Raw genomic sequence first — 25,521 nt, 5'->3', positions numbered from 1 at the left:
CCGGTCCCTTTTTACCGGGTGAAGCCCGATTGTGGCGGGTGAGGTGGTCGGACGACCACCGAAAGTCACGCGATAACCTCGGTGTCGATGTCGCGTAACCGCCTAACCCGTGCCGTTCTGGACGAGCAGCGTGCCGAGCTCGGGCTCGACCCTCACACCGGCGACGACGAACCCCGATCGCTCCGCCGCACCGCGTTCGACACCGTCCTGGCGGCCTACGACGCCGGCGTCACCGAACCCGCCAAGCCGGTCGTCAAGGGGGCCGTACGGTTCCTGCTCGACCGGCTCGCCGAACTCGCGCCCGGCCGTTCGGTGGAGGTCCGGGTCCCACCACATGCCGCGGTGCAGTGCATCGACGGCCCGCACCATACCCGGGGAACCCCACCCAATGTGGTGGAGATGGACGCGATCACCTGGATTTCGCTCGCGACCGCCCGCTTGACCTGGGCTGATGCGCTGGAGACCGGAAAAGTGCGCGCCAGTGGCTCGCGGGCCGATCTTTCCGCTCACCTCCCACTCCCTCTCGACTGACGTGAGGGTAGCCCCGTTCGGGCCTTGCCTCGGTCGCGGTGCGCTGGAAACGTAGGGGAGCACACCGGGTCGAGGTGATGCCATGCTCATCGCGCACTGGACGTTCGACGTCGAGGACATCGACGGGTCGCGGGTGAACGACACGACCGGCGGGGGACTGAAGGCCGCCCTCGACGCGGGCGCCGAGATCGTGCCTGGCCGGGACGGCGAGGCGCTGTCCCTGGACGGGGACGGGCGAGCCGTCGTGCCAGCGGGGCCACAGCTCGTGCTGAGCCAGGTCTTCGGCTTCAGCCTGGCCTTCTTCGTCAACGTGAACGCCGAGCCGACCGGCGAATGGCGTGGGCTCTTCTACAAGCCGGTCGCCGAGCATGACGCCCGTGGCATCGGCATGTGGCTCTATCCCGATGCCCAGCGGCTGCGGGTCCAACTGTTCACGGTCAAAGGGCCGGAGTACGTGGACAGCCGAGCCGTACTCACCCTGGACGAGTGGGCGCACGTGGCGTTCGTAGTCGACACAGACGGGATGTTCCTCTACGTCAACGGCAAACTCGATGTGGCCGTGCCACTGGAGCACGCCGTCGTCACACCGGCCGGACCGATCTACCTGGGCGGCGAACCCGGCAAGCCAGGCCTCACCGGCCTCCTGGACGACGTCCGGGTGTACGCGTCGGCCCTGGACGAGGAAGCCGTCCGCGCCCTGGCCGACTGATCAGGTCGCAGTGTGCCGGGCGAACGGGAACTCACGTTCGACGCACAACCGCCGCGCCGGCTCGTCGGGATAACGGGCCGAGTCAGCGCATTCAGCAGCCTTGCTGAGCAGGAAGAAGATCGCCGTCCCGCCTATGACGAGAGTCACAGCCGAGCAGACGATGCCCAAAATGGCGGTGTAGCGCCCAGCCCCCCGCATGACCGCGATGATCCCGACCAGCAGCCCCATCACGGCCAAAGCCAGGCCGACGCCGCAAAGCAGAAGGGCGGGCAGGCCGACGACCCCGAGCACCAGTGACGTGACCGCCAGCCCCTTGCGCTCTGGCGGCGCCGGTGGCGAGTAGATCTGGTAGCCCGGCATCGTCATGGAGTCCTCCCCCGGTGTCGCCCCTCACACTCCCGCGCCGTGGTCTCGGCCCGCCGTTTCGGCGGGTAAAGGTCGGTTAAGGAGATGCGCTGATCGGAGCAGGTGAGGAGGGCATCTAGACTGAGGTACGTGCCTCTCCGTGATGGACGTCTGAGCCACGACATCGACCCCTCCGACCGCTCTCCGCAGGATGCCTGTGGGGTGTTCGGCGTTTGGGTGCCGCCGGGCGAGGCGAGCCGGGCCGAGGTGAGCAAGCTCGCCTACTACGGCCTCTACGCGCTGCAGCACCGTGGGCAGGAGTCGGCGGGGATCGCGGTCAGTGACGGATCCCGGATCGTCGTCTTCAAGGACATGGGCCTGGTGGCTCAGGTTTTTGACGAGTCGATCCTCAACACGCTGCGCGGCCACATTGCTGTTGGCCACTGCCGCTACTCCACGACCGGCTCCCCGACTTGGGAGAACGCCCAGCCCACGTTCCGTTCCACGGGAGCGGGCGGGCTGGCCCTCACACACAACGGCAACCTCATCAACACGCCTGAGCTGGCCGCCAAGCTGCCCGCCGGGGTGTTGACCGCCACGAGTGACACCGAGGTCCTGACGGCGCTTCTGGCGACCCGTGAGGGCGGGCCGCTGTCTGCGGCGCGGGAGATCTTGCCGGTGACGCGGGGTGCCTACTCGCTTGTTTTCATGAACGAGAGCACGCTTTATGCGGCACGGGATCCTGAGGGCATCCGGCCGCTGGTGCTGGGCCGTTTGGGTGAACGCGGGTGGGTGGTGGCCTCGGAGACAGCTGGGCTCGACATCGTGGGCGCGCAGTTCGTCCGGGAGATCGAGCCGGGTGAGCTGATCGCCATTGACGCTGATGGGGTTCGGTCGGAGACGTTCGCGGAGCCGCGGCCTAAGGGCTGTCTGTTTGAGTACGTCTATTTGGCCCGGCCTGACACGACTATTGCTGGGCGTAGTGTGCAGGCCACGCGGGTGGAGGTCGGGCGGCGGCTGGCCCGGGAGCATCCGGTCGAGGCCGATTTGGTGATCCCTACGCCTGAGTCGGGGACGCCGGCTGCCATTGGGTATGCGGAGGCCTCAGGGATTCCGTATGGGCAAGGGCTTGTCAAGAATTCGTATGTGGGGCGCACGTTCATCCAGCCCTCCCAGACCATCCGGCAGCTGGGCATTCGGCTCAAGCTCAATCCGCTGCGGGAGGCCATCGAGGGCAAGCGGCTCGTGGTGGTCGACGATTCCATTGTTCGCGGCAACACCCAGCGCGCCATCGTGGGCATGCTGCGGGACGCGGGCGCGGCTGAGGTGCATGTGCGGATCTCCAGCCCGCCGGTGGCGTGGCCGTGTTTCTACGGGATCGACTTCGCCAGCCGTGCCGAGCTGATCGCCGGCAACCTCTCGATCGAAGAGATCCGCGACTCGATCGGCGCTGACTCCCTGGGCTTCATCTCGCTGGACGAGCTGATCGCCTCCTCCCAGATCGCCAAGGACCGGCTGTGCCGCGCGTGCTTCGACGGGGTCTACCCGATCCCGGTCGAGGAGGGCGCCCGCGGCAAGCATCTGCTGGAAGTGACCGCCAAGTGAGCACGTATGAGGCGGCCGGGGTCGACATCGCGGCTGGTGAGCAGGCCGTTGAGCTGATGAAGTCGCGGGTGGCGCGGTCGCGGCGGCCGGAGGTCGTGGACGACGTCAGCGGCTTCGCCGGGCTCTTCGACGCATCGGCGTTCCTGAAGTACCGCCGGCCGCTGCTGGCGACGTCGACCGATGGGGTCGGCACCAAGGTCGATCTGGCCCGCCGGCTGGGCGTTTACGACACCGTGGGTCACGACCTCGTCGGCATGGTGATCGACGATCTGGCCGTCTGCGGCGCCGAGCCGCTGTTCATGACCGACTACATCGCGTGCGGCAAGGTCATTCCCGAGCGCATCGCCGACATCGTCGGCGGCATCGCGGACGCCTGTGCGCTGGCTGGGTGTGCGCTGATCGGTGGCGAGACCGCCGAACATCCGGGCCTCCTGCAGCCCGACGAGTTCGATATCGCGGGTGCGGGGACCGGTGTCGTGGAGGCCGACGAGATCCTCGGCCCGGATCGGGTCAACCCCGGTGACGTGGTGATCGGCATGGCCTCCTCGGGCATCCATTCCAACGGGTATTCGCTCGTTCGCCACATCCTGGCGACTACTGATCTGGCCCTGGAGACCCAGCTGGCCGATCTCTCCCGCCCGCTCGGCGAGGAGCTGCTCACGCCCACCCGCATTTACGCCCAGGACTGTCTGGCCCTTGTGCGCGGGGGAGGGGTCCGTGCGTTCGCCCACATCACCGGCGGCGGCCTGACGGCCAACCTGGCCCGTTCGCTGCCTCCGACGGCCGACGCCGTTCTCCAGCGGTCTTCCTGGGAGATTCCGCCGCTTTTCATGGCCCTCCAGACATACGGCAGCGTCCCGCAGGCCGAGATGGACAAGACGTTCAACCTGGGCGTCGGCATGGCCGCCATCGTGGCCCCGGACGCGGCCGACGACGCCGTACGGACCCTCGCCGACCGGGGTGTCCCCGCCTGGGTCCTCGGCGAGATCACCAAAGGCGGCGGCACCGCGAACCTCATGTGACGCCCAGGCGTCACATGAGTGTGATGATCTCCCGTGCGCTGGCCTGGGCCAGTCCTTCTCGCCTGCGCCGCCTCGCGTTGCCGCTGTTGATCCTTGGCGCCCTGCTGGCGTACGGCGTCATGGCGCCGCTGGGCTGGGCGTACGCGGAAACGGCTCGCTACCGGCACTCACCGGAGAACGTCCCGGAGACCCCTGTGGCCCTCGTCTTGGGCGCGGGCGTCTGGGGTGGCCAGCCGTCGATCCTGCTGGCCCGTCGCCTGGACGCCGCCGCGGACCTCTACAGGCGCGGCAAGGTCAAAGTGATCCTGGTCTCAGGCGACAACCGGGTCAAGGGCTACGACGAACCCACCGTCATGCGCGACTACCTCACCACCCACGGCGTGCCGGCGCACAAGGTCGTCCGAGACTTCGCGGGGCTCGACACGTGGGACTCCTGTGCCCGTGCAAAGCGCATCTTCCAGGTGGAACGGCTCACCGTGGTGACCCAGAACTTCCACCTGCCGCGCGCCGTGGCCCTCTGCAGGGCCGCCGGTCTCGAAGCCTTCGGCGTGGGGGACGACAGCATGGCCGATCGCCAGGACGCCACCGTCAAGGGCTACGTCCGCGAGCCCCTCGCCATGATGAAGGCCGTGAGAGACCTCACCGTCCCGCGAGACCCCAAGCTCCTCGGTCGACCGGAACCCGGCGTCCAGCAGGCCCTTGCGACACCCTGACCAGGGATCAGGCGCAGGCCAGAGATGTTAGTTGGACCGCCTAAGAGTTCGAGCCGCCGGAAGACATGAGAAGGCCCGCAAGCTTCGCTTGCGGGCACAGCTCATCCCGAGGGTCAGCCGGAGGTCCCGTCCTTACGGTCGTCCTCAGCGGCGCCGTATTCCTCGGCGTAGTCGGCATACTTGTCGGCGAGCTCGTCGTACGGGTCGGTCTCCGTCGAGTCGGGGACTCCCAGCTCACTCTTCAGGCGGTCGAGGTCCGTGTTGCCGCTGTTGTACTTGAGCTGACGGGCAACCTTCACCTGCTTGGCCTTGGCTCGGCCGCGACCCATTGGCTCGACCCCCTCGATGGTCAGGGCTTTCGTGGGCCCATCAACGCGCGCGTCCACCACACGAACCGGTGCCTGATGAGCCATGGTTCAGTCACGGATACAACCGTACCCGTTTTGCGCCCGGCTCGGTACATCGTCAGTCCGGTGGCGGCCCGCTCACTGCGGAGAACCCAAGTGTATCGGGTGATTCCAGGTTCACAGACCTGGGGCGACACGCTGTATCGACAGCCCCTGCAGACTGGCCCCTAGGCCACGGATGGGCATGGGCCGCCGGGCCGAAAACGTCGGCCCGGCGGCAGGTTTCACTGAGCTGAAGGAATTTTCAGCTAAGCCAGATGCCGCGGAGTCTGCCTACGGCTGACATTCGCTGCTCGGCCAGGCGGTCGGCAGCGACGGCCGGCGGGACGCCCTCGTCGGCGGCCAGGACGAAGATCTGGCGAGTGGTGTCGAAGATCCCCGTGGCCCGGGCCTTGGCGCGGTCGAAGTTGAAACCCTCGATCTCGTCGGCGACCTGGATCACACCGCCGGAGTTGACCACGTAGTCCGGGGCGTAGAGGACACCGCGGTCGGCCAGCTGCTTCTCGATGCCGGGGTGGGCCAGCTGGTTGTTGGCGGCCCCGCAGACGATCTTGGCGTTCAGGATCGGAACGGTGTCGTCGTCGAGGGATCCACCCAGCGCGCACGGGGCGTACACGTCGATCTCGGAGCGGATGAGGGCGGCGTTGTCGGCGACGACCTCGACCCCGGGGTGCCGTTCGAGGACCCGTCCGACGGCGGCCTCGCTGACGTCGCAGATCACCACTTCGGCGCCGTCCTCGCGCAGCAGGTCGACCAGGCGGTGGCCCACCTTGCCCACGCCCTCGACGCCGACGCGGCGGCCACGGAGTGTGGGGCTGCCCCAGACGTGCTCAGCGGCGGCGCGCATGCCCTGGTAGACCCCGTACGAGGTGAGAATGGACGAGTCGCCGGCGCCGCCGTGCGCGACCGTACGGCCGGTCACGTAGCGGCTCTCACGGGCGACGATGTCCATGTCCTCGCTGAACGTGCCGACGTCACAGGCCGTGTAGTAGCGGCCGTTCAGCGACTGGACGAACCGTCCGTACGCGCGCAGCAGAGCCTCGGACTTGTCGATGTTGGGATCGCCGATGATGACGGCCTTGCCGCCACCGTGGTCCAGCCCGGCCAGGGCGTTCTTGTACGCCATGCCGCGGGACAGGTTCAGCACGTCGGTGAGCGCCTCCTCCTCCGACCCGTACGGGTAGAAGCGGGTGCCGCCCAGCCCGGGGCCGAGCGCGGTGGAGTAGAGCGCGATGATGGCACGCAGGCCGCTGGCCTCGTCCTGGCAGAAGACGACCTGCTCGTGTCTGGGTTCTGTGCCCTTGTGGGGCGACCCGAAGACGTTAGGCACGGTAGTGCCCTCCTCTCAGTCTTAAGGATCAGACTAGAACCGGACAGGGCGGCACGGGCGAGTCTCCAGGTAACACAGGGATCTCGGTGGGGTTGTCGGAACCGTGTCCGAGCCGGGCTCATGCCACGATGCGGAGGTGCTTCCGTACGCCGCATACCTACGGGTTTATGAACCGGTGACAGCCTTTCCGGAACCGGCACGGACCCTGTGGACGGCCTACGCCGACTCCCGGCGGCGCCCCCGGCGGATCCACACGCTGGGCGCCGAACAACGCGAGGCCGCGCTGCGGCTGGCCGCGTTCCCGCCGGAGCCGGTGCCGGAACGGGAGAGCCGGAACGCCTATGTGCGGCGGTCGGCGGACACGATCTATGTGTGTCCCTGGGAGACGCGGCTCCGCTCATGGCTGGCGTTCGACCGTTTCCGCACCGCGCTCCCGTCGGGCGTGGCGGAGGCGTTCGTGCCGTCGACGGTGGCGGACCAGGTGGAGCACGAGTTCGAACGCTGGAAGGCCACGGGCCGTTCGCTGCAGCCGCACATTCTCTCCAGTACCTGGCACGTCCCCCTGGCCTGGTTCGTGGCGTTCGGGCGTACGGAACGTTGCCTGCTGCTGGGTGAGCCCGTCGGCGACGAACGTAAATCCACGACGTGCTTCGGGGAAAACCCAGGTCGTGGGCCTGCGACGGCGGCTGTGACGCGTACCCTCATCTACGTCACGGCGATGGACGAGGCGCGGCGCCGGGTCGCCACGGCCCTCCGCATCGTCCGCGACACCCTCGGCGAGGGAACCGGTGAGACCACCCTGCTGGCCGCCGGGCAGGTGGACGCGCTGGGCCGCTGGCTCGGCGGATTCCACCCCGGCGCCCTGGTCGAGCTCGACTATGGCGGTCTGGTCCATCTGCTGGACGACCGGACGCTGCGTGCCGACGAGTCGGTGGCCGAGGTCGGGGTCGCGCTCGAGGCGATGGAGCGCGGTGAGGCCGAGCTGGCGGTCGCGATGTACAAGCGTCTCCTCGCCCGCTGGCGGCCTGTACGCGCCCTTGAATCGGCGAACTGAACAAATTTCCCGAATCTGCGCGCGATACGACTATACGTGTCGCTAGAATCACGCAGCGTGACCCAGTCGCCACTGAACACGCAACTACGCTCAGGGACTTGCTTGTTGCGTTGAGTGGTGGCAAGGTTACACGTTGTGATGTCATAGTGGCTCTTTCGGGCCATAGGGGACATCAGTGACCGCGCGAGGATCAATCGCAGGATCGCTGTCATCGGTCCACGGAGGAGAGGCCGCACAAATGTCAGCACGTACGCCAGAGGCTGAGCCCCTGCTGACGCCGGCAGAGGTGGCGACGATGTTCCGCGTCGACCCCAAGACCGTCACGCGGTGGGCGAAGGCCGGAAAGCTCACGTCCATCCGCACCCTGGGGGGTCACCGGCGCTACCGCGAGGCTGAGGTTCGTGCGCTGCTGGCGGGTATCCCGCAGCAGCGCTCGGAGTAAGGCACTCCGGCCGGCGAGTGGGGGCTCGCCGGGCGCACACAGTGGAATATTGGGGGGCGACCAGGAGGCCGCTGAACAACCTCGCACCCGGCAGTGGGTGGATGTCCTGTTCAGAGGCCCCCTGGGTGAAGGTCCAGGGCTGTGATCATCCGAGAATCAGCCGTCCTGGGCCGCGCACCGTTCAACCGGATGTCCCGCTCGCGCTCATGCGGGCGGGGCATTCCGCCTGTGCCGCCCCCAGCCCACTGACAAGGGCCTCGGGCCCTGTTCGGGCCTCAGCCCTGTGTGGACCTCAATCCACGGCCCAGGGCTTCAGCTCTTTGCGGGCCTAAGCCTGTGGGTGGGCCTCGGCCCCCGGTGGGCTGGGCCTCGGTCCCAGTGGGCCTCAGTCCTCGGCGGGCATTTCTTCCTGGGCGAGCCGGTCGAAGAGAGCCGCTATCGCCGGTTCGTGCTGGCCTGCGACATGCATCAGCACCACCAGATGGTCGACCAGCAGGCGCTCCAGCTCCTCGCGGGAGACATCCCGGTTTTCCAGCCAGTCCAGGCCGGCGGTCTCGACCGATGCCATCCATGAACGCAGCGTGATGCGCAGCACGGGCGTGGGGGTCACGACGTCCATCGCGTGCAGGATCCGGCCCAGCAGCAACTGGCGGATGCCGTCGACGATCTCGCCGACCTCACCCGACCGGTCCGCGGGGCCGCCGCGCAGCAGCGCCGTGAACCCCGGCGCATGGCTCTCCACGAAATCGAAATAGCGCTTCAGAGAGATCTTCAGGCGTTCGAGCGGCGTGCCCTCGGTGGGGGGCTCCAGCAATACCGACAGCTGCTTGGCCGCACTGCCCAGCGCCGCGATGTAGAGCTCGTACTTTCCGCCGAAGTAGTGATAGACGAGCGCGCGGGAAGCGCCGGCCGCCGCCGCGACGTCGTCGATGGAGACGTCTTCCGGCGACTTGGTGCTGAACAGCTCCAGCGCGGCCTCGATCAGCTCGTCGCGGCGTTCGTCGACGCTCAGCCGGCGCCTGCCGCGTTGCTGAGCCGGGGTGGAACCCTGCCCACCCCTTGCCTTACCGCCTGCCACCGCACGATCTCCCACTTGGGCAGCGTATCTGAGGGCGGAGGCAGGGTCGGTGTGGGCAGCCTCGACGGGGGCCGTTTGTCCCGGGATCCGCCCTGTGATCCAGGACACCACAGGCAAGAACTGGCATTGGCGGATGCCCGTTACTCACTGTTGCGACGATTTGGGGTGAAGGCGAGGCATCATGGCATCTCCCCCCGAGTGGGGAAGGCGTTCCGTCCCTGTGCCAAAGGGCTCGGAGCGCCCTGGCGGCAGGTCCTGCAGGCCCCCCGGACGGAGAGCCATGTCAGCTGGTGATGTAAGGCCCCCCAAGCCCACCATCCGCAATGTAGCCGAGAGGGCCGGTGTCTCGAAGTCGCTTGTCTCCCTCGTCATGCGCGGATCGCCGCACGTCAGCGAACGCCGCCGCCAGGCGGTGCTCCAGGCTGCGCGAGAGCTCGGCTACCGGCCCAACGCCGTGGCCCGGAGCCTGGTGGAGGGCCGCACCCGCCTCATCGGCGCCATCGTCGCCGACTTGCACAACCCGTTCTTCGCCGAGTTCCTGGACGGCCTGCAGGAGAGCCTGCACGGCGAGGGCCTCCGGATGCTCGTCGGCAGCGGCCGCTGGGACCCCCTCTTCGAAGCCGAGGCCGTAGAAGCCTTCCTGGAGATGCGCGTCGACGGCCTCGTTCTCCTGAGCGTTGTTCCCGACTCCCTCAAAGAAGCAGCCGCGAGCGTCCCAGTTGTCGTCGTGGGCGAGCGCGACGTCTCCGGCGTCGACATCGTCGTCGACGACGACGAACTCGGTGCCAGTCTCGCCGTCGACCACCTCGTCGAGCTGGGCCACCGCCGCATCGCCCACATCGAGGGCGCGCCCTCGACCACCGCCCGCTACCGGCGCGCCGGCTACGAGAGGGCCATGGAACGCCACGGCCTCGCCGCCGAGGTCGTCGTGGAAGCCGGAGACTTCACCGAGGAGGGCGGCTACCGGGCCGCCCGCGCCCTCCTCACGCGGACCCCCCGCCCCACCGCCATTTTCGCGCCCAACGACCTCGTCGCCACCGGAGCCCTTTCCGCCGCCGACGAGCTGGAGCTCACGGTCCCCGGGCATCTCTCGGTCGTCGGCTATGACAACACCCACCTGGCCGCCATCCGCCATATCTCCCTGACCAGCGTCGACCAGCCCCGCCGCGACATGGGCCGCGTGGCCGCCGAACTCCTCACCGCCCGCATCGACGACCCCGCCCGCGCCGCCCGCCAGAACCTCGTGGTCCCCCACCTGGTGGTCCGCTCCACCACAGGCCTGGCCCCCGCGTGACGGCCGGTCGGGATGATCGGGTGGTCTTGGGGAGGTCGATCAATGGCCTGAAGTGGTAAGGGGCTGGCCAAGCCTGCCGTAATCGGCGGGCCGCAGGGCGTTCGTGGGGCCTTAATGGGTGCACCGTTCGGCGGGTCGGGGGAACCGCATGCCCGGGCCGGTCTCCGGCCGGGGACTCTGCCGAGTGGACACGGAGAAGGACCATGTTCACCCAGGGGGGTTTCATTCCGTGCGTGATCCGGAATTGGTGTCGTGCGCGCAGCGCGCGGCGAGTGAGTTGGAACGCGCGTGGTCGGAATGGCGACATGCGCGTGGACTGGCCGAACAGGTCTCGGAGTCCGTCGCCAGCTATGTGGCCCACTCGATTGATCATCCGTGGGGGCGACCCCGCGTGGTGCTGGGCCTCGACGCGGACGAGGCGCGCGCTCTCGCCGCGCTCCTCGGCAAGGAGGACCTGCTCCGCTGACTCTGCTCGGCTGACTCGTGGTCGCGGCCGTGCGGGGGCACGGCCGCGGCTGCGTTTGTGCGGACTTCGTTTGACGAACCCATGCTGATGTGCAGACTGGCAGGGTTGGTAACGAAGAAATCACAGGGGGACGAGTCTTGCTATTCCACCGAAGCGGCGCGATGGGCCTGGTGCTGTGCCTGGCGGCCCTCACCGCGTGCAATGGTGGCTCGTCCACCAAGGGCAGTCAGGCTGCGCAGCCGCCTCAGGCGGCTCCTTCCGGGGCTTCCGGGGCACCCAAGGAGACGCCCAAGCAAGTGCGGGACACGGGCTCGCTCAAGGGCAAGGTCATCCTGATCGACCCGGGACACAACGGGGGTAACGCCAAGCGCCCGGAGGTCATTAATCGGCAGGTCAGCATCGGGAACGGTCGCAAGGCGTGTGACACGACGGGCACCGCGACGGCGGCCGGCTACAGCGAGGCGGCCTTCAACTGGGACGTGTCCACCCGGCTCACCAAGCTGTTGAAGGCCAAGGGCGCCAAGGTCGTCCTGACCCGGGACAACAACACCGGGGTGGGGCCGTGCATCACCGAGCGCGCCGCCATCGGCAACCGTGCCAAGGCGGACGCGGCGATCTCGGTGCACGCGGACGGTGGTCCGCCGAGCGGCCATGGCTTCCACGTGATCGAGCCGCTGACGGTCAAGGGGCAGAACGCCCAGATGGTCCCGGCGTCGCGCAAGCTCGGCAAGGCCATGCGGGATGCCTACAAGAACGGCACAGGCATGCCGTACTCCACCTACATCGGCACCAACGCCCTTGATTCCCGGGACGATCTGGGCGGGCTCAACCTGTCCACGGTGCCGAAGGTCTTCGTCGAGACCGGCAACATGAACCACCCCGGGGACGCTGCCAAGCTGTCGAGCGCCTCGTTCCGGCAGCGCATCGCTGAGTCTTTCGTCACAGGGCTGATCCAGTACTTCCGCTGACCGTACTTCCGTCGACCGTGAGGCGGGCAGGATAGGGCGGGTGTCTGATTCGCTGAGCCGCGTTCGCGGCGCTTTCGCGGAGTACGCGGAGTACACCGTCGCGGGTGTACGGGAGTTGCTCGGCCCGGTCGCGGGCGGGGCGCTGGCGCGGGACGAGATCGTGCCGGCGTTGCGGGCCACGGGTGGCGGGTCGCCGCTGGAGGCGTTCATCCGGCTGTTCTGGCTGCAGGTGGCGGTCGACGAGGCCGCTGTGAAGGATGTGGCCGACGACCTCGTGGCGGTGGGGCTGGCGGAACGGTCCGGTGGCGAGCTGCGGGCCCTGGTGCATGCCGAGCCGTTGGAGTCGGTGAGCGGCACAGGCCATGCCGGATACGCGGTGTCCGATCTCAAGGCAAGGCCTGGGGCCGGTGTCCTCCTCAAGCCTGATCATGTGGTCGGCGTGGGGGGTGCCTCGGGCAGCCTGGCGCGGCTGGTTGTCCACAGGCCTGTGGATAACGCGCTTGATCTTGGGACGGGATGTGGCGTTCAGGCTGTGCATCTGGCGCGGGAGCTCGGGCCGCGCGCGATCACAGTGACGGATGTCAACGCGCGGGCCCTCGAACTGTCGGCGCTGAGCTTCGCGCTCTCCGAGGTCGAGGGAGTGGAGGCCCTACAGGGGTCACTGCTGGAGCCGGTACGGGGCCGGACCTTCGACTTGATCGTCTCCAATCCGCCGTTCGTGATCGCGCCACCCGAGGGCGGTTTCGTCTACCGCGAATCGGGGCTGCACGGCGACGAGTTCTGCCGCCGTCTGGTCGTTGAGGGGCCGGGGCTGCTGAACGAGGCCGGCACGTGCCAGTTGCTGGCGAACTGGCTGCATATCGAGGGTGTGCCGTGGGAGGAGCGCGTCGGCGCGTGGGTCCGCGAATCGGGTTGTGACGCCTGGGTGGTGCAGCGCGACGTCCAGGATCCGGCCGAGTACTGCGAGCTCTGGCTGCGCGACTCGGTCGAGGCCGGGACGCCCGAGTACGCGGCGCGGTACGACGCGTGGCTGGAGTACTTCGAGCAGCAGCGGGTGACGGGGATCGGATTCGGCTGGATCACCTTGCGGCGCACGGACACCGCCCGGCCCGTCGTACGGATCGAAGAGTTGCGGCATGCCGTGGAACAACCTGTCGGGGCCTATGTGGACCAGGTCCTCGCCGGGCTGAGAGAGGCCGAAAAGTTTTCCACAGCCTGTGCACAGGAGGGGGCCCTGGCCCGGCTGTCACTTCGTGCCGCCGGCGGGATCGTTCAGGAGCAGATCGGCCCGCCCGGCGCCGAGGATCCAGAGCGGATCCTGCTCCGGCAGACCGATCGGCTGCACCGCGCGGCCGGGGTCGGGACGGTGGAGGCCGGGCTGGCCGGCGTCTGCGACGGCTCGCTACCGCTGGAACCCCTGCTGTCCGCCATCGCCCAGCTCACCGAGATGGACCCCGATCGTGTACGGGCACACGCGGCCGCCGTCCTGCCCGAACTCATCGCCGACGGCTTTTTCGAGATCGCCTGACCGGTCTCCGGCCGCGACGTCCTCTCCGGGGGGCGCGACGTCCTCTCCGGGGAGCGACCGCCATCGCCATCGCCTTCCCGAGCTCGCGGTGCCGCATGATGAGGATCGAGAACCCGATCGCCAGGTAGACCACCGACAACCACAGCCGGGCCGCCTCCCCCGGCAGCACGAACTGGATCGCGAACAGCACGAACAGGAGCGCCGCCTCCGCCCGCCTGAAGTAGAGGTCGATCAGCATGGCCAGCCCGAGCACGGTCTGGGCGGCGGTCAGCAACACCTCTTCGGTCTGCCGGGAGTCAAGCGGAAGCGACCAGTCGCCGCCACCGGCCTTGTAGGCCAGTGGCAGGCTGCCGATGAGCAGCGTCCATTGGTTCACCTTGCTGGACAGCAGCGCGCCGATCGCGTCGTTGTCGCGCAGCCGCCAGGCGAAGACCACGGCGACGATCAGCTCCGGCGCCTCGGAGGCCAGGGGCGCCAGCCACTGCACGAGCAGGAACTCGTCGATGCCCAGGCTTGCGCCCGCCTCGACGAGCGACTCGGCGAACGGCTCGGCCGAGGCGAAGATGATCAGTGCGCCCAGCAGGAAACCGCCCCCGGTGACCGCGCGGCGCTGCTTAGTGGGCAGCTCGACCAGCACGGCCGGGACGCCGACCAGTTGCTCGACGTCCTCGGCGCCGGATCCGGCGATCCGGACGATGTACGCGATGTAGAGGGCGATGAGCAGGATGGAGACGTACCAGCCGATCTCACTGACCAGCGGCGGGATGAACGCGATGACCGCCGCGATGGCCAGGAACCCGAGCTCGATGCGGTGGTGTCCGGCGAGGTGAACGTCCCGCCGGGCCGGCACCGGTTCGCCGCGCTTGGCCAGCCGCCGCGCGCCGAGCGCGAACGCGAGCACCACCAGCGCCCAGCCGACACCGACGAGCAGCCGGTTCGCGCCGGTCATGTTGGCCGCGGCGTACGAGGTGTACTCCGGCTTGGAACCCGCCTGGAACGCGTAGTAGAGGTCCACCGCGTACTCGGGGAGTACCGCGATCAGGGCCAGCAGGGCCAGTGCAAGTGCCCCCGACATGTCCGCGCGCGCCGTCTCCGCCGCCCACATCAGCACCACGGCCGCGGCGAGCACCCCCGCACCGAAGACGATCATGCCCGCCACCGGTGCCACATGCATCCCTGACAACCGGAGCACGACCGCCGGCAGGGCGATGGCCAGCGTGACGGCGACACGGGTGTTCAGGGTCGCGCGCGACATCGTCTCAGCGGACATACCTGCACGGTGCCGCCATTCGGGTCTGGAAACACCATAGCCCCCGTCGCCGGAGGGCAAAGAAACGCTTCTCGCATTCAGTTGGCTGAGTGCCACCCCAGGGATCGACTAGATCATCTGCGTACGGTGAAATGCCTGCTCAGAAGGCTCGGAATGGGCGTTGCATCGATCGATGCACGGCCGTCTGGATTCTATTAAATGGATGATGCCAGCCATTTCTCAGGGAAATGTTATGGCTCCGTTTTAGTGGCTCAGCCCGCTGAACGAGAATTGCCAGCCAGGTCGGTGATGGCTCCAAAGGCGCTGCCGCGCAGGCGGCGGGAGAGATCGCGATTGATGCGATGTGCCCAGAGCGGACCGCCGTAGATCATCCCGGTGTAGCCCTGGACGAGGGTGGCCCCGGCGCGGAGGCGTTCCCACACGTCGTCGGCGGTCTCGATGCCGCCGACCGAGATCAGCACCAGCCGGTCGCCGGTGCGAGCCCGGAGCCGCCTGAGCACCTGGACCGAACGCTCCTTGAGGGGCGCACCCGAGAGCCCGCCGGTCTCCTTGACCAGTTCGGGATCGCTCGCCAGTCCCTCGCGACCGATGGTGGTGTTGGTGGCGATGATCCCGTCCAGGCCCAGTTCCAGGGCGAGGTCCGCCACCGCGTCCACGTCGCCGTCCGCGAGGTCGGGGGCGATCTTGACGAGCAGCGGGACCCGGTGCCGGGTCACCCGGTCGGCGGCCTCCCGTACGGCGGCCAGCAGGGGCCGCAGGTGCTCGACCGCCTGCAGGTCACGGAGGCCGGGAGTGTTGGGGGAGCTCACGTTCACCACGAGGTAGTCGGCATAGGGAGCCAGGCGCTCGGTGCTCGTCACGTAGTCGGCGGCGGCCTCCGCCTCGGGTACCAGTTTGGTCTTGCCGATGTTGACGCCCACGATCGTCCCCGGCCGCCGTTCGCGCAGCCGTGCCGCCGCGGCCGCGGATCCCTCGTTGTTGAAGCCCATCCGGTTGATGACGGCCCGATCTGGCAGCAACCGCCAGGACCGGGGCTTGGGGTTGCCCGGCTGCGCCTGCCCGGTCACCGTCCCGATCTCGACGTGGCTGAAGCCGAACGCGCCGAGCGCCTCGTACGCCACGGCGTCCTTGTCGAATCCGGCGGCCAGCCCCAGAGGCCCGGAGAACTCCAGGCCGAGCGCGCGCACGGTCAACGCGGGGTCGCGCGGCGCCAGGATCCTGCGGATCAGCGGGGCGGCACCCGCACGCTGGATCGCGCGCAACCCCCGCATGGTCGTGTGGTGCGCCGTCTCGGCGTCCATGAAGCGGGCGATGACCTGGGTGAACAGCAGCTTGTACATCGTGGCCGATTGTCTCAATGAATCAGTTGAGCCCGTGCGCCGGGGTCCGTTCGTCAGGTCCGGCGGAACGAGCGGCGAATCTGGAGCCGGACGTCGCGGCCGGTCTGGCGTACGGGGGCGACGATGCTCGCGTTCATCCAGCGTGCGGGTTCGCGGACGGTGATCCGCCAGATCTCCCGGACCATGGTCCTGGCCGGGCGGAGCACGGCGTCGCGGACCCAGCGAGCCGGGGTGGCGACGAAGACGTTCCAGAGCCAGCGCAGGAAACGACCGGCCATCCGGGCGCCCTCGGCGAGGCCATGAAGGACGGGCCTGAGAACGTAGTTCCAGATCGCCAGCGCGGGGATCACGAAGAGGACGCGGCCCAGCCACCGCAGGATGCGGCCCGCCATGCGCCACGCCCAGCTGAGCGCGCCCGCGGTGGCGCGCCATCCCGCGAGGAGCCCGGTGCCGATGCCGCGGCCGATGTAGGCGAGCCCGGTGCCGATGCCGCGGCCGACGTAGGCGAGCCCGGAGCCGATCAGCCGGCACAACCAGGCGAGACCGGCCAGGGGCGGGCGCAGAACGTACTGCCACAGCAGCGCCAGCGGCAGCACGATGAGCACTGCGAACAACCATGCGATGCCGGTGGCGACGCCCTTCGCGACGTACGCGATCACGTGACCGGCGCCGACAAGGAGCCACTTGAGACCGCCGCCGACGAAGCTCAGAGGGACGACGATGAGGACGTTGAGCAGCCACAGGAGCCCCTGCCACGTCGCGAGGAGGCCCGCGCCGACGCCCCTGCCCACGTACGCGAAGAAGCGGCCGATCGGGGAGAGCACCATCCGGTAGAACCAGCGGCCGAGGCGACCGCTGCCCCGGCCGAACATCCGCAGGAAGCCGAGCACGACGACGTTCAGCAGCCAGCCGAGCGGGCTCACGATCGTGACGTTGAACAGCCAGGCCAGACCGGATCCCACCCAGGCCAACCCGGCACCGATGGCCCGGCCCACGGCCGCGATGCCCAGGCCCAGGGGGCGCAGCACCCACGTGTAGAGCTGGCGGAACGGCCACGCCAACGCCCACAACACGCCGTTCAGGCCCGCCTTGAGGCCGCGGCCGGCGACCACGAGCAGGTCGTACACGAGCCGGATCGGCAGCACGACGACCAGCGCGACGATCCGGGCCGGGATCACGATCCAGGCCGGCCCCGCCGGGACCGAGGAACGCGCTGGTGCGGCGGGGAACGCCTGGGCAGGACCCTCGGATCCCTCCGACGGTGCCTTGGTCAGATTGACCGGTTCTTCGTCTGTCCTCCTTGCCGTGGTCACCGTCGTGCTCCCCTCGTTCCGGCTGTTCGAAGTCTGACGCATTGAACCCGTTCGCCGTTCACGCCCGTACTGCCCCTCGATCCGGGGAGAGCGGTGCGGCTGCTCCGCCTCGAGCGAAAGCGACTCACATGGAGGGCACGACATGGAATTCCCACGCTGGGCGATCCCCGCGGCGGCCGCCCTGACCGCGTCTGGAGTTCTCCTCACGGCCTGTGGCCAGGAGACGGGTGGAAATCAGAAGAACACCTCGGCGGGTTCGGCGCAACAGGTACAGCAACCGCAGCAGCCGCAGCAACCGGCCAATGAGCCCGCGGCACCCGAGAGCCCCGCCCTGGAAGTCGCCAGCGTGAGCAAGCTGGGCAAGGTCGTCACCGACGGTGAGGGCCGCACGCTTTACCGGTTCGACAAGGACACCGCCAGACCTCCTGCCTCTACGTGCCTGGAGGAGTGTGCGACGGCCTGGCCGCCGGTGATGGCCAGCCAGGCCGCCGTCCAGGTGAAGGGTGTGGACGAGTCGCTCGTCGGAAAGGTCAAGCGGCCTGACGGCAAATGGCAGGTCACCCTCGGAGGCTGGCCGCTCTACCGGTACGCCAAGGACCAGAGCCCGGGCGACGCCAACGGGCAGGGTGTCCAGGGCACCTGGTACGCCGCCGCGCCCACCGGCAAGAAGGCCGCCGCCAAGGCGGCCGAGCCCAACCAGCCGCCGCAGCAGAACGAAGGCGGCGGAGGCGGGGGTGGCTGGGCAGGCTGGACCACCATCAAGGTGCGCCAGGACCCGGCCCTCGGCATGATCGTGACGGACGGCAAGGGCCGCACGATGTACCGGTTCGACAAGGACAAGCCGAAGGTCAGCAACTGCTTCGGCGACTGCCGCGCGAAGTGGCCGATCGTGCGCTTCAACGGCTTCAAGAAGCTCAAGGTCTCGGGCGTCGACAAGAGCCTGATCAGCTTCATCGAGCGCAAGGACGGCAAGCCCGGTGAGTGCCAGCTCCTCATCAACGGCTGGCCCATGTATTACTTCGCCAAGGACGCCAAGGCCGGCGACACCAAGGGCCAGGCCGTGCAGAACGTCTGGTGGGCCGTCTCCCCGGAGGGCAAGAAGATCACCGCCAAGGCCGGCGGCGGTGACGGCGGCGGCTACGGTGGCGGCTACTGAGCCGAATCCACTCCAAGAGCCAGTTCCGCTCTAAGAGCCAGCTAGCTCCGCTCTAGGCGCCATATCCGCACCTCTCGACTTGCGGCGTGTTGGTCATCCGGTGGGTCCCCGGGTGACCAACACGCCGCAACTCTTTCATCCCGGATTCATGCCCTGTCGTTCATGCCCAGCGTCGGATTCATGCCCAGCGCCTTGCCGGTGATGCTCGATTCACGGTTGATGCCCGTGTGAATAATGTGTCTCTTGGGTTGCCCTTTACTCACCTGTCATGCATCCGTGCTCGACAGCCTCCGATACCGGTGTTTGAGTGGAGATCAATCCGCCCGCTCGGCCGCGGCCTCGGAGAGGCGAGTCCGCGCAGGTCGAGCGGAGCTTCGGGAGGCCTGATGGGCAAGGTCGAGCGAGCACGGGCCGGACGAGGACGACGCGGCGGCGGGCGGCGTGGCCGCCGGAGCCGGACAAGCCGTGCGGGCCCCCTGCGCGCTTCGGTGGCGCTGGTCCTGCTGGCGGGCGGCCTGACCGCCTGCGGCGGCGAAAGCGGGACGCCGACCCTCACCTGGTACACCAACCCCGACAACGGCGGGCAGGCCAAGCTCGCCGCGGCCTGCACCCAGGCCGCGAACGGCAAGTACCGCATCAAGACCTCGGTGCTGCCGAACGACGCGACCCAGCAACGCGAACAACTCGTCCGGCGGCTCGCCGCCAAGGACTCCGGCCTCGACCTGATGAGCCTCGACCCTGTGTTCATCGCGGAGGCCGCCAACGCGGGCTTCCTCCGACCGTTCAGCTCGGCGGAGGAGACGCAGTTCACCCAGGGCGTCTTCCCCGCCTCGGTCGAGAACGCGCGGTGGGAGGGCAAGCTCTACGCGGCGCCGTTCTGGGCCAACACGCAGCTCCTCTGGTACCGCAAGTCAGCCGCCCAGAAGGCCGGCGTCGATCCCACCGCCGCCGACTTCACCTGGGACAAGCTGATCGACGCCGCCCTGCGAAGCAACACCACGGTCGCGGTCACCGGCAACAAGTACGAGGGCTACATGGTGTGGATCAGCGCCCTCATGGCCTCCGCGGGCGGCCGCATCATCACCAACCCCGAACGCGGCTCCGACGCGACCGTCGAGTTCGAGAGCCCGGCGGGCCGGGCGACGGCGGCGATCATCTCCAAGCTGGCACGGTCCAGGGCGGCCAGCCCGACGCTCTCCACCGAGATCGAGGACCAGGCGCGCAACACCTTCAACGGCGCCCGCGGCGGCTTCATGATCAACTGGCCGTACATCTACGCGGCCGACCTCGCCGACGCCGAGGCGGGCGTCATCGACAAGAGCATCCCCGCCGACATCGGCTGGGCGCGCTACCCGCAGGTGACGGCCGGCCAGCAGAGCAAGCCGCCGCTGGGCGGCATCAGCCTGGGCATCGGCGCGTATGGCAAGCACGAGAACGAGGCGGTCGAGGCCGCCCGATGCATCACCAGCGAGCCGAACATGAAGGCCTACATGCTCGCCGAGGGCAATCCGGCGGCCCGCCCGGCGGTCTTCGACGATCCCGAGATCGTCAAGCAGTTCCCGATGGCCACGCTGATCCGCGACTCCATCAACGCCGCCGCGCCGCGCCCGATCACGCCGTACTACCCGGACGTGTCCAGCGGCGTGCAGAGCAAGTGGCACCCGCCGGCCTCGGTCAACCCCAACTCGACTCCGAAGGAAACCGACGACTTCATCCCCAAGGTGCTGCGCGACCAGCGGCTGCTGTGACCGGAGGAGGGCCATGAAGAACAGAACGGCCATGAGTCACAGGAGAGAACCATGACCGGCACCCCGGACGAACCGCTCCCCGCAGGCACCGGCCGCGCAGAGATCACCGATCGGGCGAAGTCGGAGCGCCGGCTGGGCCTGCTGCTCTCGGCCCCCGCCATCGTGGTGATGTTGCTGGTCACCGCGTATCCGCTGCTCAACGCCCTCTACCTGTCGCTGTTCAGCTACCGGCTGACCGCTCCGGACGACCGGCGCTTCGTCTGGTTCGGCAACTACATCACCGCGCTGACCGACGGCCTGTTCTGGCAGGACGTGTTCACCACGTTCTTCGTCACGGCGGTGACCGTCGGCATTGAGCTCGTTCTCGGGTTCGCGTTCGCGATGGTCATGCATCGCGCGATCTTCATGCGGCGGACCGTCCGGACCTCGATCCTCATCCCGTACGGCATCGTCACCGTGATCTCGGCGTTCGCCTGGCGCTACGCCTTCGACCTCAACTCGGGGTTCGTCAACGGATGGCTCGGCCTCGGCGACTACGCTTGGTTCACCGGGCGCTGGTCGTCGTTGTCGGTCATCATCCTGTCCGAGGTGTGGAAGACCACGCCGTTCGTGTCGCTGCTGCTGCTGGCCGGGCTGGCGCAGGTGCCGCGCGACCTCGGCGAGGCTGCCACCGTGGACGGCGCGACCGCCTGGCAGCGGTTGTGGCGGGTGACCATCCCCAACATGAAGGCCGCCATCCTCGTCGCGGTGTTGTTCCGCACTCTCGACGCTTGGCGGATCTTCGACAGCATCTTCGTGATGACGGCGGGCCAGAACCAGACCGAGAGCCTGTCGTTCCTGACATACCGGCAGACGATCACGCGCACGGCGATCGGGCTCGGTGACGCGGTCGGCGTGCTGCTGTTCCTGTCCGTGGTGCTCATCGCGGCGGTGTTCATCAAGGGCTTCCGGGTCGATCTGGCGCAGGCGAGGGGAGAACGCTGATGGACACCGCACGTTCCCGATGGTTGTGGCTCGCTGGCGCGCTGCTGATCCTGCTCTGGACGCTTCTGCCGACGCTCTGGATCGTGTCGCTGTCGTTCAAGCAGCCGGGTGAGGTCGGCAACGTCAAGGGCTTCTTGCCCAAGGACTGGACCTGGCAGAACTACGAGACCGTCTTCGACACCAGCATCTTCACCTCCGCGCTCATCAACTCGATCGGCATCTCGCTGATCGCCACGGTCGTCGGGGTGACGTTCGCGACCCTGGTGGCGTACGCGATCGCCCGGCTGGAGTTCCCGGGCAAGCGGGCGATCCTGTCGTTCGCGCTGGCCATCGCGATGTTCCCGGTGGTGTCGCTGGTCGGCCCGCTGTTCGACCTGTGGCGCAACATCGGGCTGTACGACACCTGGCCCGGCTTGATCATCCCTTACATCTCGTTCGCACTGCCGCTGGCGATCTGGACGTTGTCGGCGTTCTTCCGCGAGATCCCGTGGGAGATGGAGCAGGCCGCGCAGGTCGACGGCGCCACCACCTGGCAGGCGTTCCGCAAGGTGATCGTGCCGCTGGCCGCGCCCGGGGTCTTCACCGCGGCGATCCTGACGTTCTTCTTCTGCTGGAACGACTTCGTGTTCGGGATCTCGCTGACCTCGACCGACAATGCCCGCCCGGTCCCGGCGGCACTGGCGTTCTTCACCGGGGCCTCCCAGTTCGAGCAGCCCACGACGGCGATCTGCGCCGCGGCCGTCGTGGTGACCATCCCGGTCGTGGTCATCGTCCTGCTGTTCCAGCGCCGCATCGTGGCCGGGCTGACGTCCGGCGCAGTGAAGGGGTAGCCATGGCCGCCATCACCATGAAGAACATCGTCAAGCAGTACGGCGACGGCTTCCCGGCCGTGAACGACGTCAGCCTGGACGTGCAGGACGGCGAGTTCATGATCCTCGTCGGGCCGTCCGGCTGCGGGAAGTCCACGTTGCTGCGCATGATCGTCGGGCTGGAGGACATCACCTCCGGCGAGATGAAGATCGCCGACAGGGTGGTCAACAAGATCGCGCCGCGGCAGCGCAACCTGTCGATGGTCTTCCAGAACTACGCCCTCTACCCGCACCTCACCGTTTTCGAGAACATCGCGTTCCCGTTGCGGCTCGCCAAGAAGCCCGACGAGGAGGTGCGCCGCCGCGTCACCGAGACCGCCGAGCTCCTGGAGCTGACCGAGCACCTGGAGCGCAAGCCCGCCAACCTGTCCGGCGGGCAGCGGCAGCGGGTGGCGATGGGCCGCGCGATCGTGCGGCAGGCCGACGCGTTCCTGTTCGACGAGCCGCTGTCCAACCTGGACGCCAAACTGCGCGGTCAGATGCGTGCCGAGATCTCCCGCCTCCAGCGGAGGCTCGGCGTGACCACGGTGTACGTGACGCACGACCAGACCGAGGCCATGACGCTCGGCGACCGGGTCGCGGTGCTGCGCAAGGGCGTGCTCCAGCAGGTCGGCAGCCCGCGCGAGCTGTACGAGGAGCCGGCCAACCTGTTCGTGGCCGGGTTCATCGGCTCGCCGTCGATGAACTTCCTGCCCGCCACGCTCGACAGCACAGCCGAGGGCACGTTCCTGGACACTCCGCTGGGCCGCTTCGGCCTGCCCGACAAGATCACGGCCGCCGAGATCGGCGACCGCGAGGTGGTGCTGGTCGGCATCCGGCCGGAGCATTTCGAGGACGCCTCGCTGGTGAGCGACGAGAAACGGGCCCGCGGCACCGTCGTCCAGGCGCACGTCGACGTCACCGAGTGGCTGGGCAACGAGCTGTACGCCTACGTGCCCTACGAGGCGCCCGAGGATCTGGCCGCCCAGCTGCGCGACCTGTCCCGGGAGCTGGACAGTGACCAGCTGCGCACGCAGGCCGTCGTCGCCCTCGACCCGGCCAGCATGATCACCGAGGGGCAGGAGGCCGAGCTGTGGATCGACACGAGCCGGGCGCACATCTTCGACCCGGCGACCGGCGAGAACCTCACCCGTGACGAGGAACGGGTCGCGGCGCTGGGCCGCCAGGCCGAACAAGCCCGGCTGCGGCAGCGCCAAGCCCAAGCCGGCCAGGCTCCGACCGGCCAGACCTCAACCGGCCAGGCCAATAACGGCGGGACGAAGGTGAAACCCGACCAAGAGCCGCCCACGAGCCCCGACTGACCTGATGCATTTCGTCTTCAGGCCACCGGGGCAGGCGGCCGCGGGGCTCCTCACCCTCCCGTGGCGGTTGCCGCTGGAGCACTGGACCGACGAACGGCTGGTGGAGATCCGGCAGCGCGGCTTGTCGCGGCACGTGGTGCGGTTCGTCGCGGAGGGCGGGACGCTCTACGCGCTGAAGGAGCTGCACGAACGGCTGGCCCGCCGCGAGTACGGGTTGCTGCGGCAGCTCCACGAGCTCGGGCTGCCCGCGGTCGAGGTGGTCGGGGCCGTCGTCGACCGCGGCCCCGACCTCGACGCGATCCTGGTGACCCGCTACCTCGACCACGCCATCTCGTACCGGTCGCTCTTCGCCAACCCGCGCGGGGGGCACCATCCCACCGACCGGCTGCTCGACGCCCTGGTGGAGCTGCTCGTGCGGCTGCACCTGGCGGGTTTCATGTGGGGCGATTGCTCGTTGTCCAACACGCTGTTCCGGCTCGACGCGGGTGCGTTCGCGGCGTACCACGTGGACGCCGAGACCGCCGAGCTGCATCCGTCGGGGCTGAGCGAGGGGCAGCGGCACTACGACGTCGACCTCGCGCGCGAACGCATCGCCGGCGAGCTCTTCGACCTCTTCGCCGCCGGGCAGCTCCCGCCCGAGGTGGATCCGGTCGAGGTCGCCGACGACGTGGTGCACCGGTACGAGGCGCTCTGGGACGAGCTCACCCGCGAGGAGAGCCTGCACCCCGACGACCAGCAGTACCGCATCGCCGAACGGCTGCGCCGCATCAACGAGCTCGGCTTCGACGTCGACGAGGTGGAGCTGGTCGACGCCGACACAGACGCCGGCGTCGGCGTCGGTACCGACGGAGACGCGGATGGCAAGGGCATCCGCATGCGGGTGCGCACTCGGGTCGCCGAGCCCGGTCATCACCGCCGGATCCTCTACACCCGCACCGGGATCGACGCCCAGGAGAACCAGGCCCGCCGCCTGCTCAACGACATCGCGGCCTTCCGCGCCCATCTCGAGCGGGAGGCGGGCCATCAGATCCCCGAGGTGGTCGCGTCCAACCGGTGGCTGGCCGAGGTGTACGAGATGGTCGTCCAGTCGATCCCGGACGAGCTCCGCGGCAGGCTGGACGAGGTGGAGATCTTCCTGGAGGTCCTGGATCACCGCTGGTTCATGTCCGAACGAGCCGGCAAGGACGTCGGGACCATGGCCGCCGCCCTCGACTACTTCGAGAACGTCCTCCCGCACGTCCCCGACGACCTCACCGGAACTCCGTGATCGTCCCGAACCACCTCGTGGACTGCCTGCTGGTGGTTTGCCAGGCGGCCTGATCCTGGCTCAGGCCGCCTGCGTCTGGCTCAGGCCCCCTGATCCTGGCTCAGGCGGCCTGAGTCCGGCTTAGGCGGCCGTCCAGTTGGGGCTGCGGCCGGTGAAGCGCAGCAGCGCGGCCACATCGTCGTCGCCCGCCTGAGCCTCCTGCGGCGCTGCGTACATGCCGTACTGCCGGATCGGATCGGTGATGGTCGCCTGAGCGGCGGGCATGAGCGCGCGGGCCAGCTCGGGGGTGAGCGGCGACGGCTGGCCGGTGGCCACGGCGATGTCCCAGCCGTGGACCGCGGCGTCCAGCGCGCAGGCGCCGACGCCGATCTCGGCGGTCATCTTGTTCGGCGGGATCGGGACCGGCACCTCCGCCGCGTCCGCGGCGACGGTGGACCAGGCGGCGGCCGAGGCCTGGATGGCACTCTCCACGACGGCCTCGGGGCTGTCTGCGAGCGTGCCGGACGGGGCGAACGGGTTGTCCTCCGGGCCCGGACCGCCGGTGATGAACGCGGCGTAACCGAGCTGGTCGCCGGTGGCGTGCTGGAGCACCTGGGTGACGTTCCAGTCGGCGCACGGGGTCGGCTTGGTCCAGGCGTCGGCGGGGACTCCCCGGACGGCCGCGCGCAGGATCTCGTGCGCCTCGTTCAGAACCGTCCACTGCGTCGTGTCGCTCATCGTTAAGGCCTCTCTGTCGTCCCGCTTCATGACTCTCTCAGTGTATCAGAACGGAATGCTCTAT

The 25,521-nt window shown here is 68.6% G+C and carries 25 protein-coding genes; 17 read left to right on the top strand and 8 right to left on the bottom strand.

From position 1 onward, the window contains the following. Positions 1–87 precede the first annotated feature (87 nt). Both ACH34W_RS28505 and ACH34W_RS28500 read left to right on the top strand, forming a co-directional pair. Entirely contained in the window at positions 88–531 is a 444-nt protein-coding gene (locus tag ACH34W_RS28505; RefSeq protein ID WP_395964168.1) for a sterol carrier family protein, read from the top strand. An 82-nt stretch (positions 532–613) separates the two neighbouring features. After that, a complete protein-coding gene (locus ACH34W_RS28500; RefSeq protein WP_395964167.1) occupies positions 614–1,240 on the top strand; it encodes a LamG domain-containing protein in 627 nt (208 codons plus the stop codon). On the opposite strand, the gene ACH34W_RS28495 is transcribed toward ACH34W_RS28500, so the two are convergent. After that, positions 1,241–1,606, bottom strand: a complete 366-nt coding sequence (locus tag ACH34W_RS28495) for a hypothetical protein (protein WP_395964166.1) — start codon at positions 1,604–1,606, stop codon at positions 1,241–1,243. It abuts the gene before it with no gap. 129 nt (positions 1,607–1,735) lie between these two features. Here ACH34W_RS28495 and purF point away from each other — a divergent pair, with 129 nt between their 5' ends. Genes purF through ACH34W_RS28480 form a run of 3 tightly spaced genes read left to right on the top strand, consistent with a single transcriptional unit; the run spans position 1,736 to position 4,925 of the window. Further along, a complete protein-coding gene (purF, locus tag ACH34W_RS28490) occupies positions 1,736–3,190 on the top strand; it encodes an amidophosphoribosyltransferase (RefSeq protein ID WP_395964165.1) in 1,455 nt (484 codons plus the stop codon). Continuing rightward, complete coding sequence (gene purM, locus ACH34W_RS28485; RefSeq protein ID WP_395964164.1) at positions 3,187–4,212, top strand: phosphoribosylformylglycinamidine cyclo-ligase; 1,026 nt, start codon at positions 3,187–3,189, stop codon at positions 4,210–4,212. Before purF ends, purM begins: the two co-directional genes overlap by 4 nt. 14 nt (positions 4,213–4,226) lie before the next feature. Continuing rightward, positions 4,227–4,925 carry a vancomycin high temperature exclusion protein gene (locus ACH34W_RS28480; RefSeq protein ID WP_395964163.1) on the top strand — a complete coding sequence of 233 codons (699 nt, stop codon included), beginning with the start codon at positions 4,227–4,229 and terminating at the stop codon, positions 4,923–4,925. A gap of 113 nt (positions 4,926–5,038) precedes the next feature. On the opposite strand, the gene ACH34W_RS28475 is transcribed toward ACH34W_RS28480, so the two are convergent. Together ACH34W_RS28475 and ACH34W_RS28470 are read right to left on the bottom strand one after the other, a co-directional pair. Next, on the bottom strand, positions 5,039–5,254 hold the full coding sequence (locus ACH34W_RS28475) for a DUF3073 domain-containing protein (protein WP_151561104.1): 216 nt from the start codon (positions 5,252–5,254) through the stop codon (positions 5,039–5,041). Positions 5,255–5,576: 322 nt separating this feature from the next. Then, a complete protein-coding gene (locus ACH34W_RS28470; protein WP_395964162.1) occupies positions 5,577–6,662 on the bottom strand; it encodes a Leu/Phe/Val dehydrogenase in 1,086 nt (361 codons plus the stop codon). Positions 6,663–6,837: 175 nt separating this feature from the next. On the opposite strand from ACH34W_RS28470, the gene ACH34W_RS28465 reads away from it, so the two are divergent. After that, positions 6,838–7,716, top strand: a complete 879-nt coding sequence (locus ACH34W_RS28465; RefSeq protein WP_395964161.1) for a hypothetical protein — start codon at positions 6,838–6,840, stop codon at positions 7,714–7,716. A gap of 238 nt (positions 7,717–7,954) precedes the next feature. Continuing rightward, entirely contained in the window at positions 7,955–8,158 is a 204-nt protein-coding gene (gene bldC / locus ACH34W_RS28460) for a developmental transcriptional regulator BldC (protein ID WP_012850682.1), read from the top strand. A 385-nt stretch (positions 8,159–8,543) separates the two neighbouring features. Here the strand turns inward: bldC and ACH34W_RS28455 are convergent, their stop codons facing one another. After that, positions 8,544–9,251 (bottom strand): TetR/AcrR family transcriptional regulator, encoded by a 708-nt coding sequence (locus ACH34W_RS28455; RefSeq protein ID WP_395964160.1) that lies wholly within the window; start codon positions 9,249–9,251, stop codon positions 8,544–8,546. Positions 9,252–9,516: 265 nt separating this feature from the next. Here ACH34W_RS28455 and ACH34W_RS28450 point away from each other — a divergent pair, with 265 nt between their 5' ends. The 4 genes from ACH34W_RS28450 to ACH34W_RS28435 all read left to right on the top strand — a co-directional run bounded on the left by ACH34W_RS28450 (position 9,517) and on the right by ACH34W_RS28435 (position 13,492). Continuing rightward, positions 9,517–10,530: a LacI family DNA-binding transcriptional regulator gene (locus ACH34W_RS28450; RefSeq protein WP_395964159.1), complete on the top strand. Its 1,014-nt coding sequence runs from the start codon at positions 9,517–9,519 to the stop codon at positions 10,528–10,530. A 229-nt stretch (positions 10,531–10,759) separates the two neighbouring features. After that, positions 10,760–10,996 (top strand): hypothetical protein, encoded by a 237-nt coding sequence (locus ACH34W_RS28445; protein WP_151561099.1) that lies wholly within the window; start codon positions 10,760–10,762, stop codon positions 10,994–10,996. A gap of 137 nt (positions 10,997–11,133) precedes the next feature. Beyond that, entirely contained in the window at positions 11,134–11,964 is an 831-nt protein-coding gene (locus ACH34W_RS28440) for an N-acetylmuramoyl-L-alanine amidase (protein WP_395964158.1), read from the top strand. A 40-nt stretch (positions 11,965–12,004) separates the two neighbouring features. After that, positions 12,005–13,492: a methyltransferase gene (locus ACH34W_RS28435; RefSeq protein WP_395964157.1), complete on the top strand. Its 1,488-nt coding sequence runs from the start codon at positions 12,005–12,007 to the stop codon at positions 13,490–13,492. Here the strand turns inward: ACH34W_RS28435 and ACH34W_RS28430 are convergent. The 3 genes from ACH34W_RS28430 to ACH34W_RS28420 all read right to left on the bottom strand — a co-directional run bounded on the left by ACH34W_RS28430 (position 13,461) and on the right by ACH34W_RS28420 (position 17,415). After that, entirely contained in the window at positions 13,461–14,762 is a 1,302-nt protein-coding gene (locus ACH34W_RS28430) for a sodium:proton exchanger (protein ID WP_395964156.1), read from the bottom strand. The two genes, ACH34W_RS28435 and ACH34W_RS28430, sit on opposite strands and share 32 nt — an antisense overlap. Positions 14,763–15,013: 251 nt before the next feature. Next, complete coding sequence (locus tag ACH34W_RS28425; RefSeq protein WP_395964155.1) at positions 15,014–16,102, bottom strand: quinone-dependent dihydroorotate dehydrogenase; 1,089 nt, start codon at positions 16,100–16,102, stop codon at positions 15,014–15,016. A gap of 53 nt (positions 16,103–16,155) precedes the next feature. Next, positions 16,156–17,415 carry a hypothetical protein gene (locus ACH34W_RS28420; RefSeq protein WP_395964154.1) on the bottom strand — a complete coding sequence of 420 codons (1,260 nt, stop codon included), beginning with the start codon at positions 17,413–17,415 and terminating at the stop codon, positions 16,156–16,158. Positions 17,416–17,557: 142 nt separating this feature from the next. On the opposite strand from ACH34W_RS28420, the gene ACH34W_RS28415 reads away from it, so the two are divergent. The 6 genes from ACH34W_RS28415 to ACH34W_RS28390 all read left to right on the top strand — a co-directional run bounded on the left by ACH34W_RS28415 (position 17,558) and on the right by ACH34W_RS28390 (position 24,740). Then, positions 17,558–18,571, top strand: coding sequence for an SCO0930 family lipoprotein (locus tag ACH34W_RS28415; protein ID WP_395964153.1), 1,014 nt, complete (start codon positions 17,558–17,560; stop codon positions 18,569–18,571). A 386-nt stretch (positions 18,572–18,957) separates the two neighbouring features. Continuing rightward, positions 18,958–20,319: an extracellular solute-binding protein gene (locus ACH34W_RS28410; RefSeq protein WP_395964152.1), complete on the top strand. Its 1,362-nt coding sequence runs from the start codon at positions 18,958–18,960 to the stop codon at positions 20,317–20,319. Between the two features lie 51 nt (positions 20,320–20,370). Next, positions 20,371–21,303: a carbohydrate ABC transporter permease gene (locus ACH34W_RS28405; protein WP_395964151.1), complete on the top strand. Its 933-nt coding sequence runs from the start codon at positions 20,371–20,373 to the stop codon at positions 21,301–21,303. Then, on the top strand, positions 21,303–22,133 hold the full coding sequence (locus tag ACH34W_RS28400; RefSeq protein WP_395964150.1) for a carbohydrate ABC transporter permease: 831 nt from the start codon (positions 21,303–21,305) through the stop codon (positions 22,131–22,133). Before ACH34W_RS28405 ends, ACH34W_RS28400 begins: the two co-directional genes overlap by 1 nt. Positions 22,134–22,135: 2 nt before the next feature. Then, positions 22,136–23,473, top strand: a complete 1,338-nt coding sequence (locus ACH34W_RS28395) for an ABC transporter ATP-binding protein (RefSeq protein WP_395964149.1) — start codon at positions 22,136–22,138, stop codon at positions 23,471–23,473. A 4-nt stretch (positions 23,474–23,477) separates the two neighbouring features. After that, positions 23,478–24,740 (top strand): DUF4032 domain-containing protein, encoded by a 1,263-nt coding sequence (locus tag ACH34W_RS28390; RefSeq protein ID WP_395964148.1) that lies wholly within the window; start codon positions 23,478–23,480, stop codon positions 24,738–24,740. A 120-nt stretch (positions 24,741–24,860) separates the two neighbouring features. On the opposite strand, the gene ACH34W_RS28385 is transcribed toward ACH34W_RS28390, so the two are convergent. Then, positions 24,861–25,457 carry a TIGR03086 family metal-binding protein gene (locus ACH34W_RS28385; RefSeq protein ID WP_395964147.1) on the bottom strand — a complete coding sequence of 199 codons (597 nt, stop codon included), beginning with the start codon at positions 25,455–25,457 and terminating at the stop codon, positions 24,861–24,863. Between the last annotated feature and the right edge of the window lie 64 nt (positions 25,458–25,521).

The organism is Actinomadura sp. 6N118 (assembly GCF_044326415.1).
In the GTDB taxonomy this organism is placed as follows: Bacteria; Actinomycetota; Actinomycetes; order Streptosporangiales; family Streptosporangiaceae; genus Spirillospora.
Note: the sequence above shows the minus strand (reverse complement) of the source record. Positions and strands in the feature narration are given on the sequence as shown.

What these genes read in the sequence shown, in the direction of transcription:
- ACH34W_RS28505 (WP_395964168.1), top strand. Translation starts at nt 88, where the DNA reads ATGTCGCGTAACCGCCTAACCCGTGCCGTTCTGGACGAGCAGCGTGCC.
- ACH34W_RS28400 (WP_395964150.1), top strand. Translation starts at nt 21,303, where the DNA reads ATGGACACCGCACGTTCCCGATGGTTGTGGCTCGCTGGCGCGCTGCTG.
- ACH34W_RS28415 (WP_395964153.1), top strand. Translation starts at nt 17,558, where the DNA reads ATGGAATTCCCACGCTGGGCGATCCCCGCGGCGGCCGCCCTGACCGCG.
- ACH34W_RS28395 (WP_395964149.1), top strand. Translation starts at nt 22,136, where the DNA reads ATGGCCGCCATCACCATGAAGAACATCGTCAAGCAGTACGGCGACGGC.
- bldC (WP_012850682.1), top strand. Translation starts at nt 7,955, where the DNA reads ATGTCAGCACGTACGCCAGAGGCTGAGCCCCTGCTGACGCCGGCAGAG.
- ACH34W_RS28430 (WP_395964156.1), bottom strand. Translation starts at nt 14,762, where the DNA reads ATGTCCGCTGAGACGATGTCGCGCGCGACCCTGAACACCCGTGTCGCC.
- ACH34W_RS28500 (WP_395964167.1), top strand. Translation starts at nt 614, where the DNA reads ATGCTCATCGCGCACTGGACGTTCGACGTCGAGGACATCGACGGGTCG.
- ACH34W_RS28390 (WP_395964148.1), top strand. Translation starts at nt 23,478, where the DNA reads ATGCATTTCGTCTTCAGGCCACCGGGGCAGGCGGCCGCGGGGCTCCTC.
- ACH34W_RS28385 (WP_395964147.1), bottom strand. Translation starts at nt 25,457, where the DNA reads ATGAGCGACACGACGCAGTGGACGGTTCTGAACGAGGCGCACGAGATC.
- ACH34W_RS28410 (WP_395964152.1), top strand. Translation starts at nt 18,958, where the DNA reads ATGGGCAAGGTCGAGCGAGCACGGGCCGGACGAGGACGACGCGGCGGC.
- ACH34W_RS28405 (WP_395964151.1), top strand. Translation starts at nt 20,371, where the DNA reads ATGACCGGCACCCCGGACGAACCGCTCCCCGCAGGCACCGGCCGCGCA.
- ACH34W_RS28475 (WP_151561104.1), bottom strand. Translation starts at nt 5,254, where the DNA reads ATGGGTCGCGGCCGAGCCAAGGCCAAGCAGGTGAAGGTTGCCCGTCAG.
- ACH34W_RS28495 (WP_395964166.1), bottom strand. Translation starts at nt 1,606, where the DNA reads ATGACGATGCCGGGCTACCAGATCTACTCGCCACCGGCGCCGCCAGAG.
- ACH34W_RS28450 (WP_395964159.1), top strand. Translation starts at nt 9,517, where the DNA reads ATGTCAGCTGGTGATGTAAGGCCCCCCAAGCCCACCATCCGCAATGTA.
- ACH34W_RS28480 (WP_395964163.1), top strand. Translation starts at nt 4,227, where the DNA reads ATGAGTGTGATGATCTCCCGTGCGCTGGCCTGGGCCAGTCCTTCTCGC.
- ACH34W_RS28425 (WP_395964155.1), bottom strand. Translation starts at nt 16,102, where the DNA reads ATGTACAAGCTGCTGTTCACCCAGGTCATCGCCCGCTTCATGGACGCC.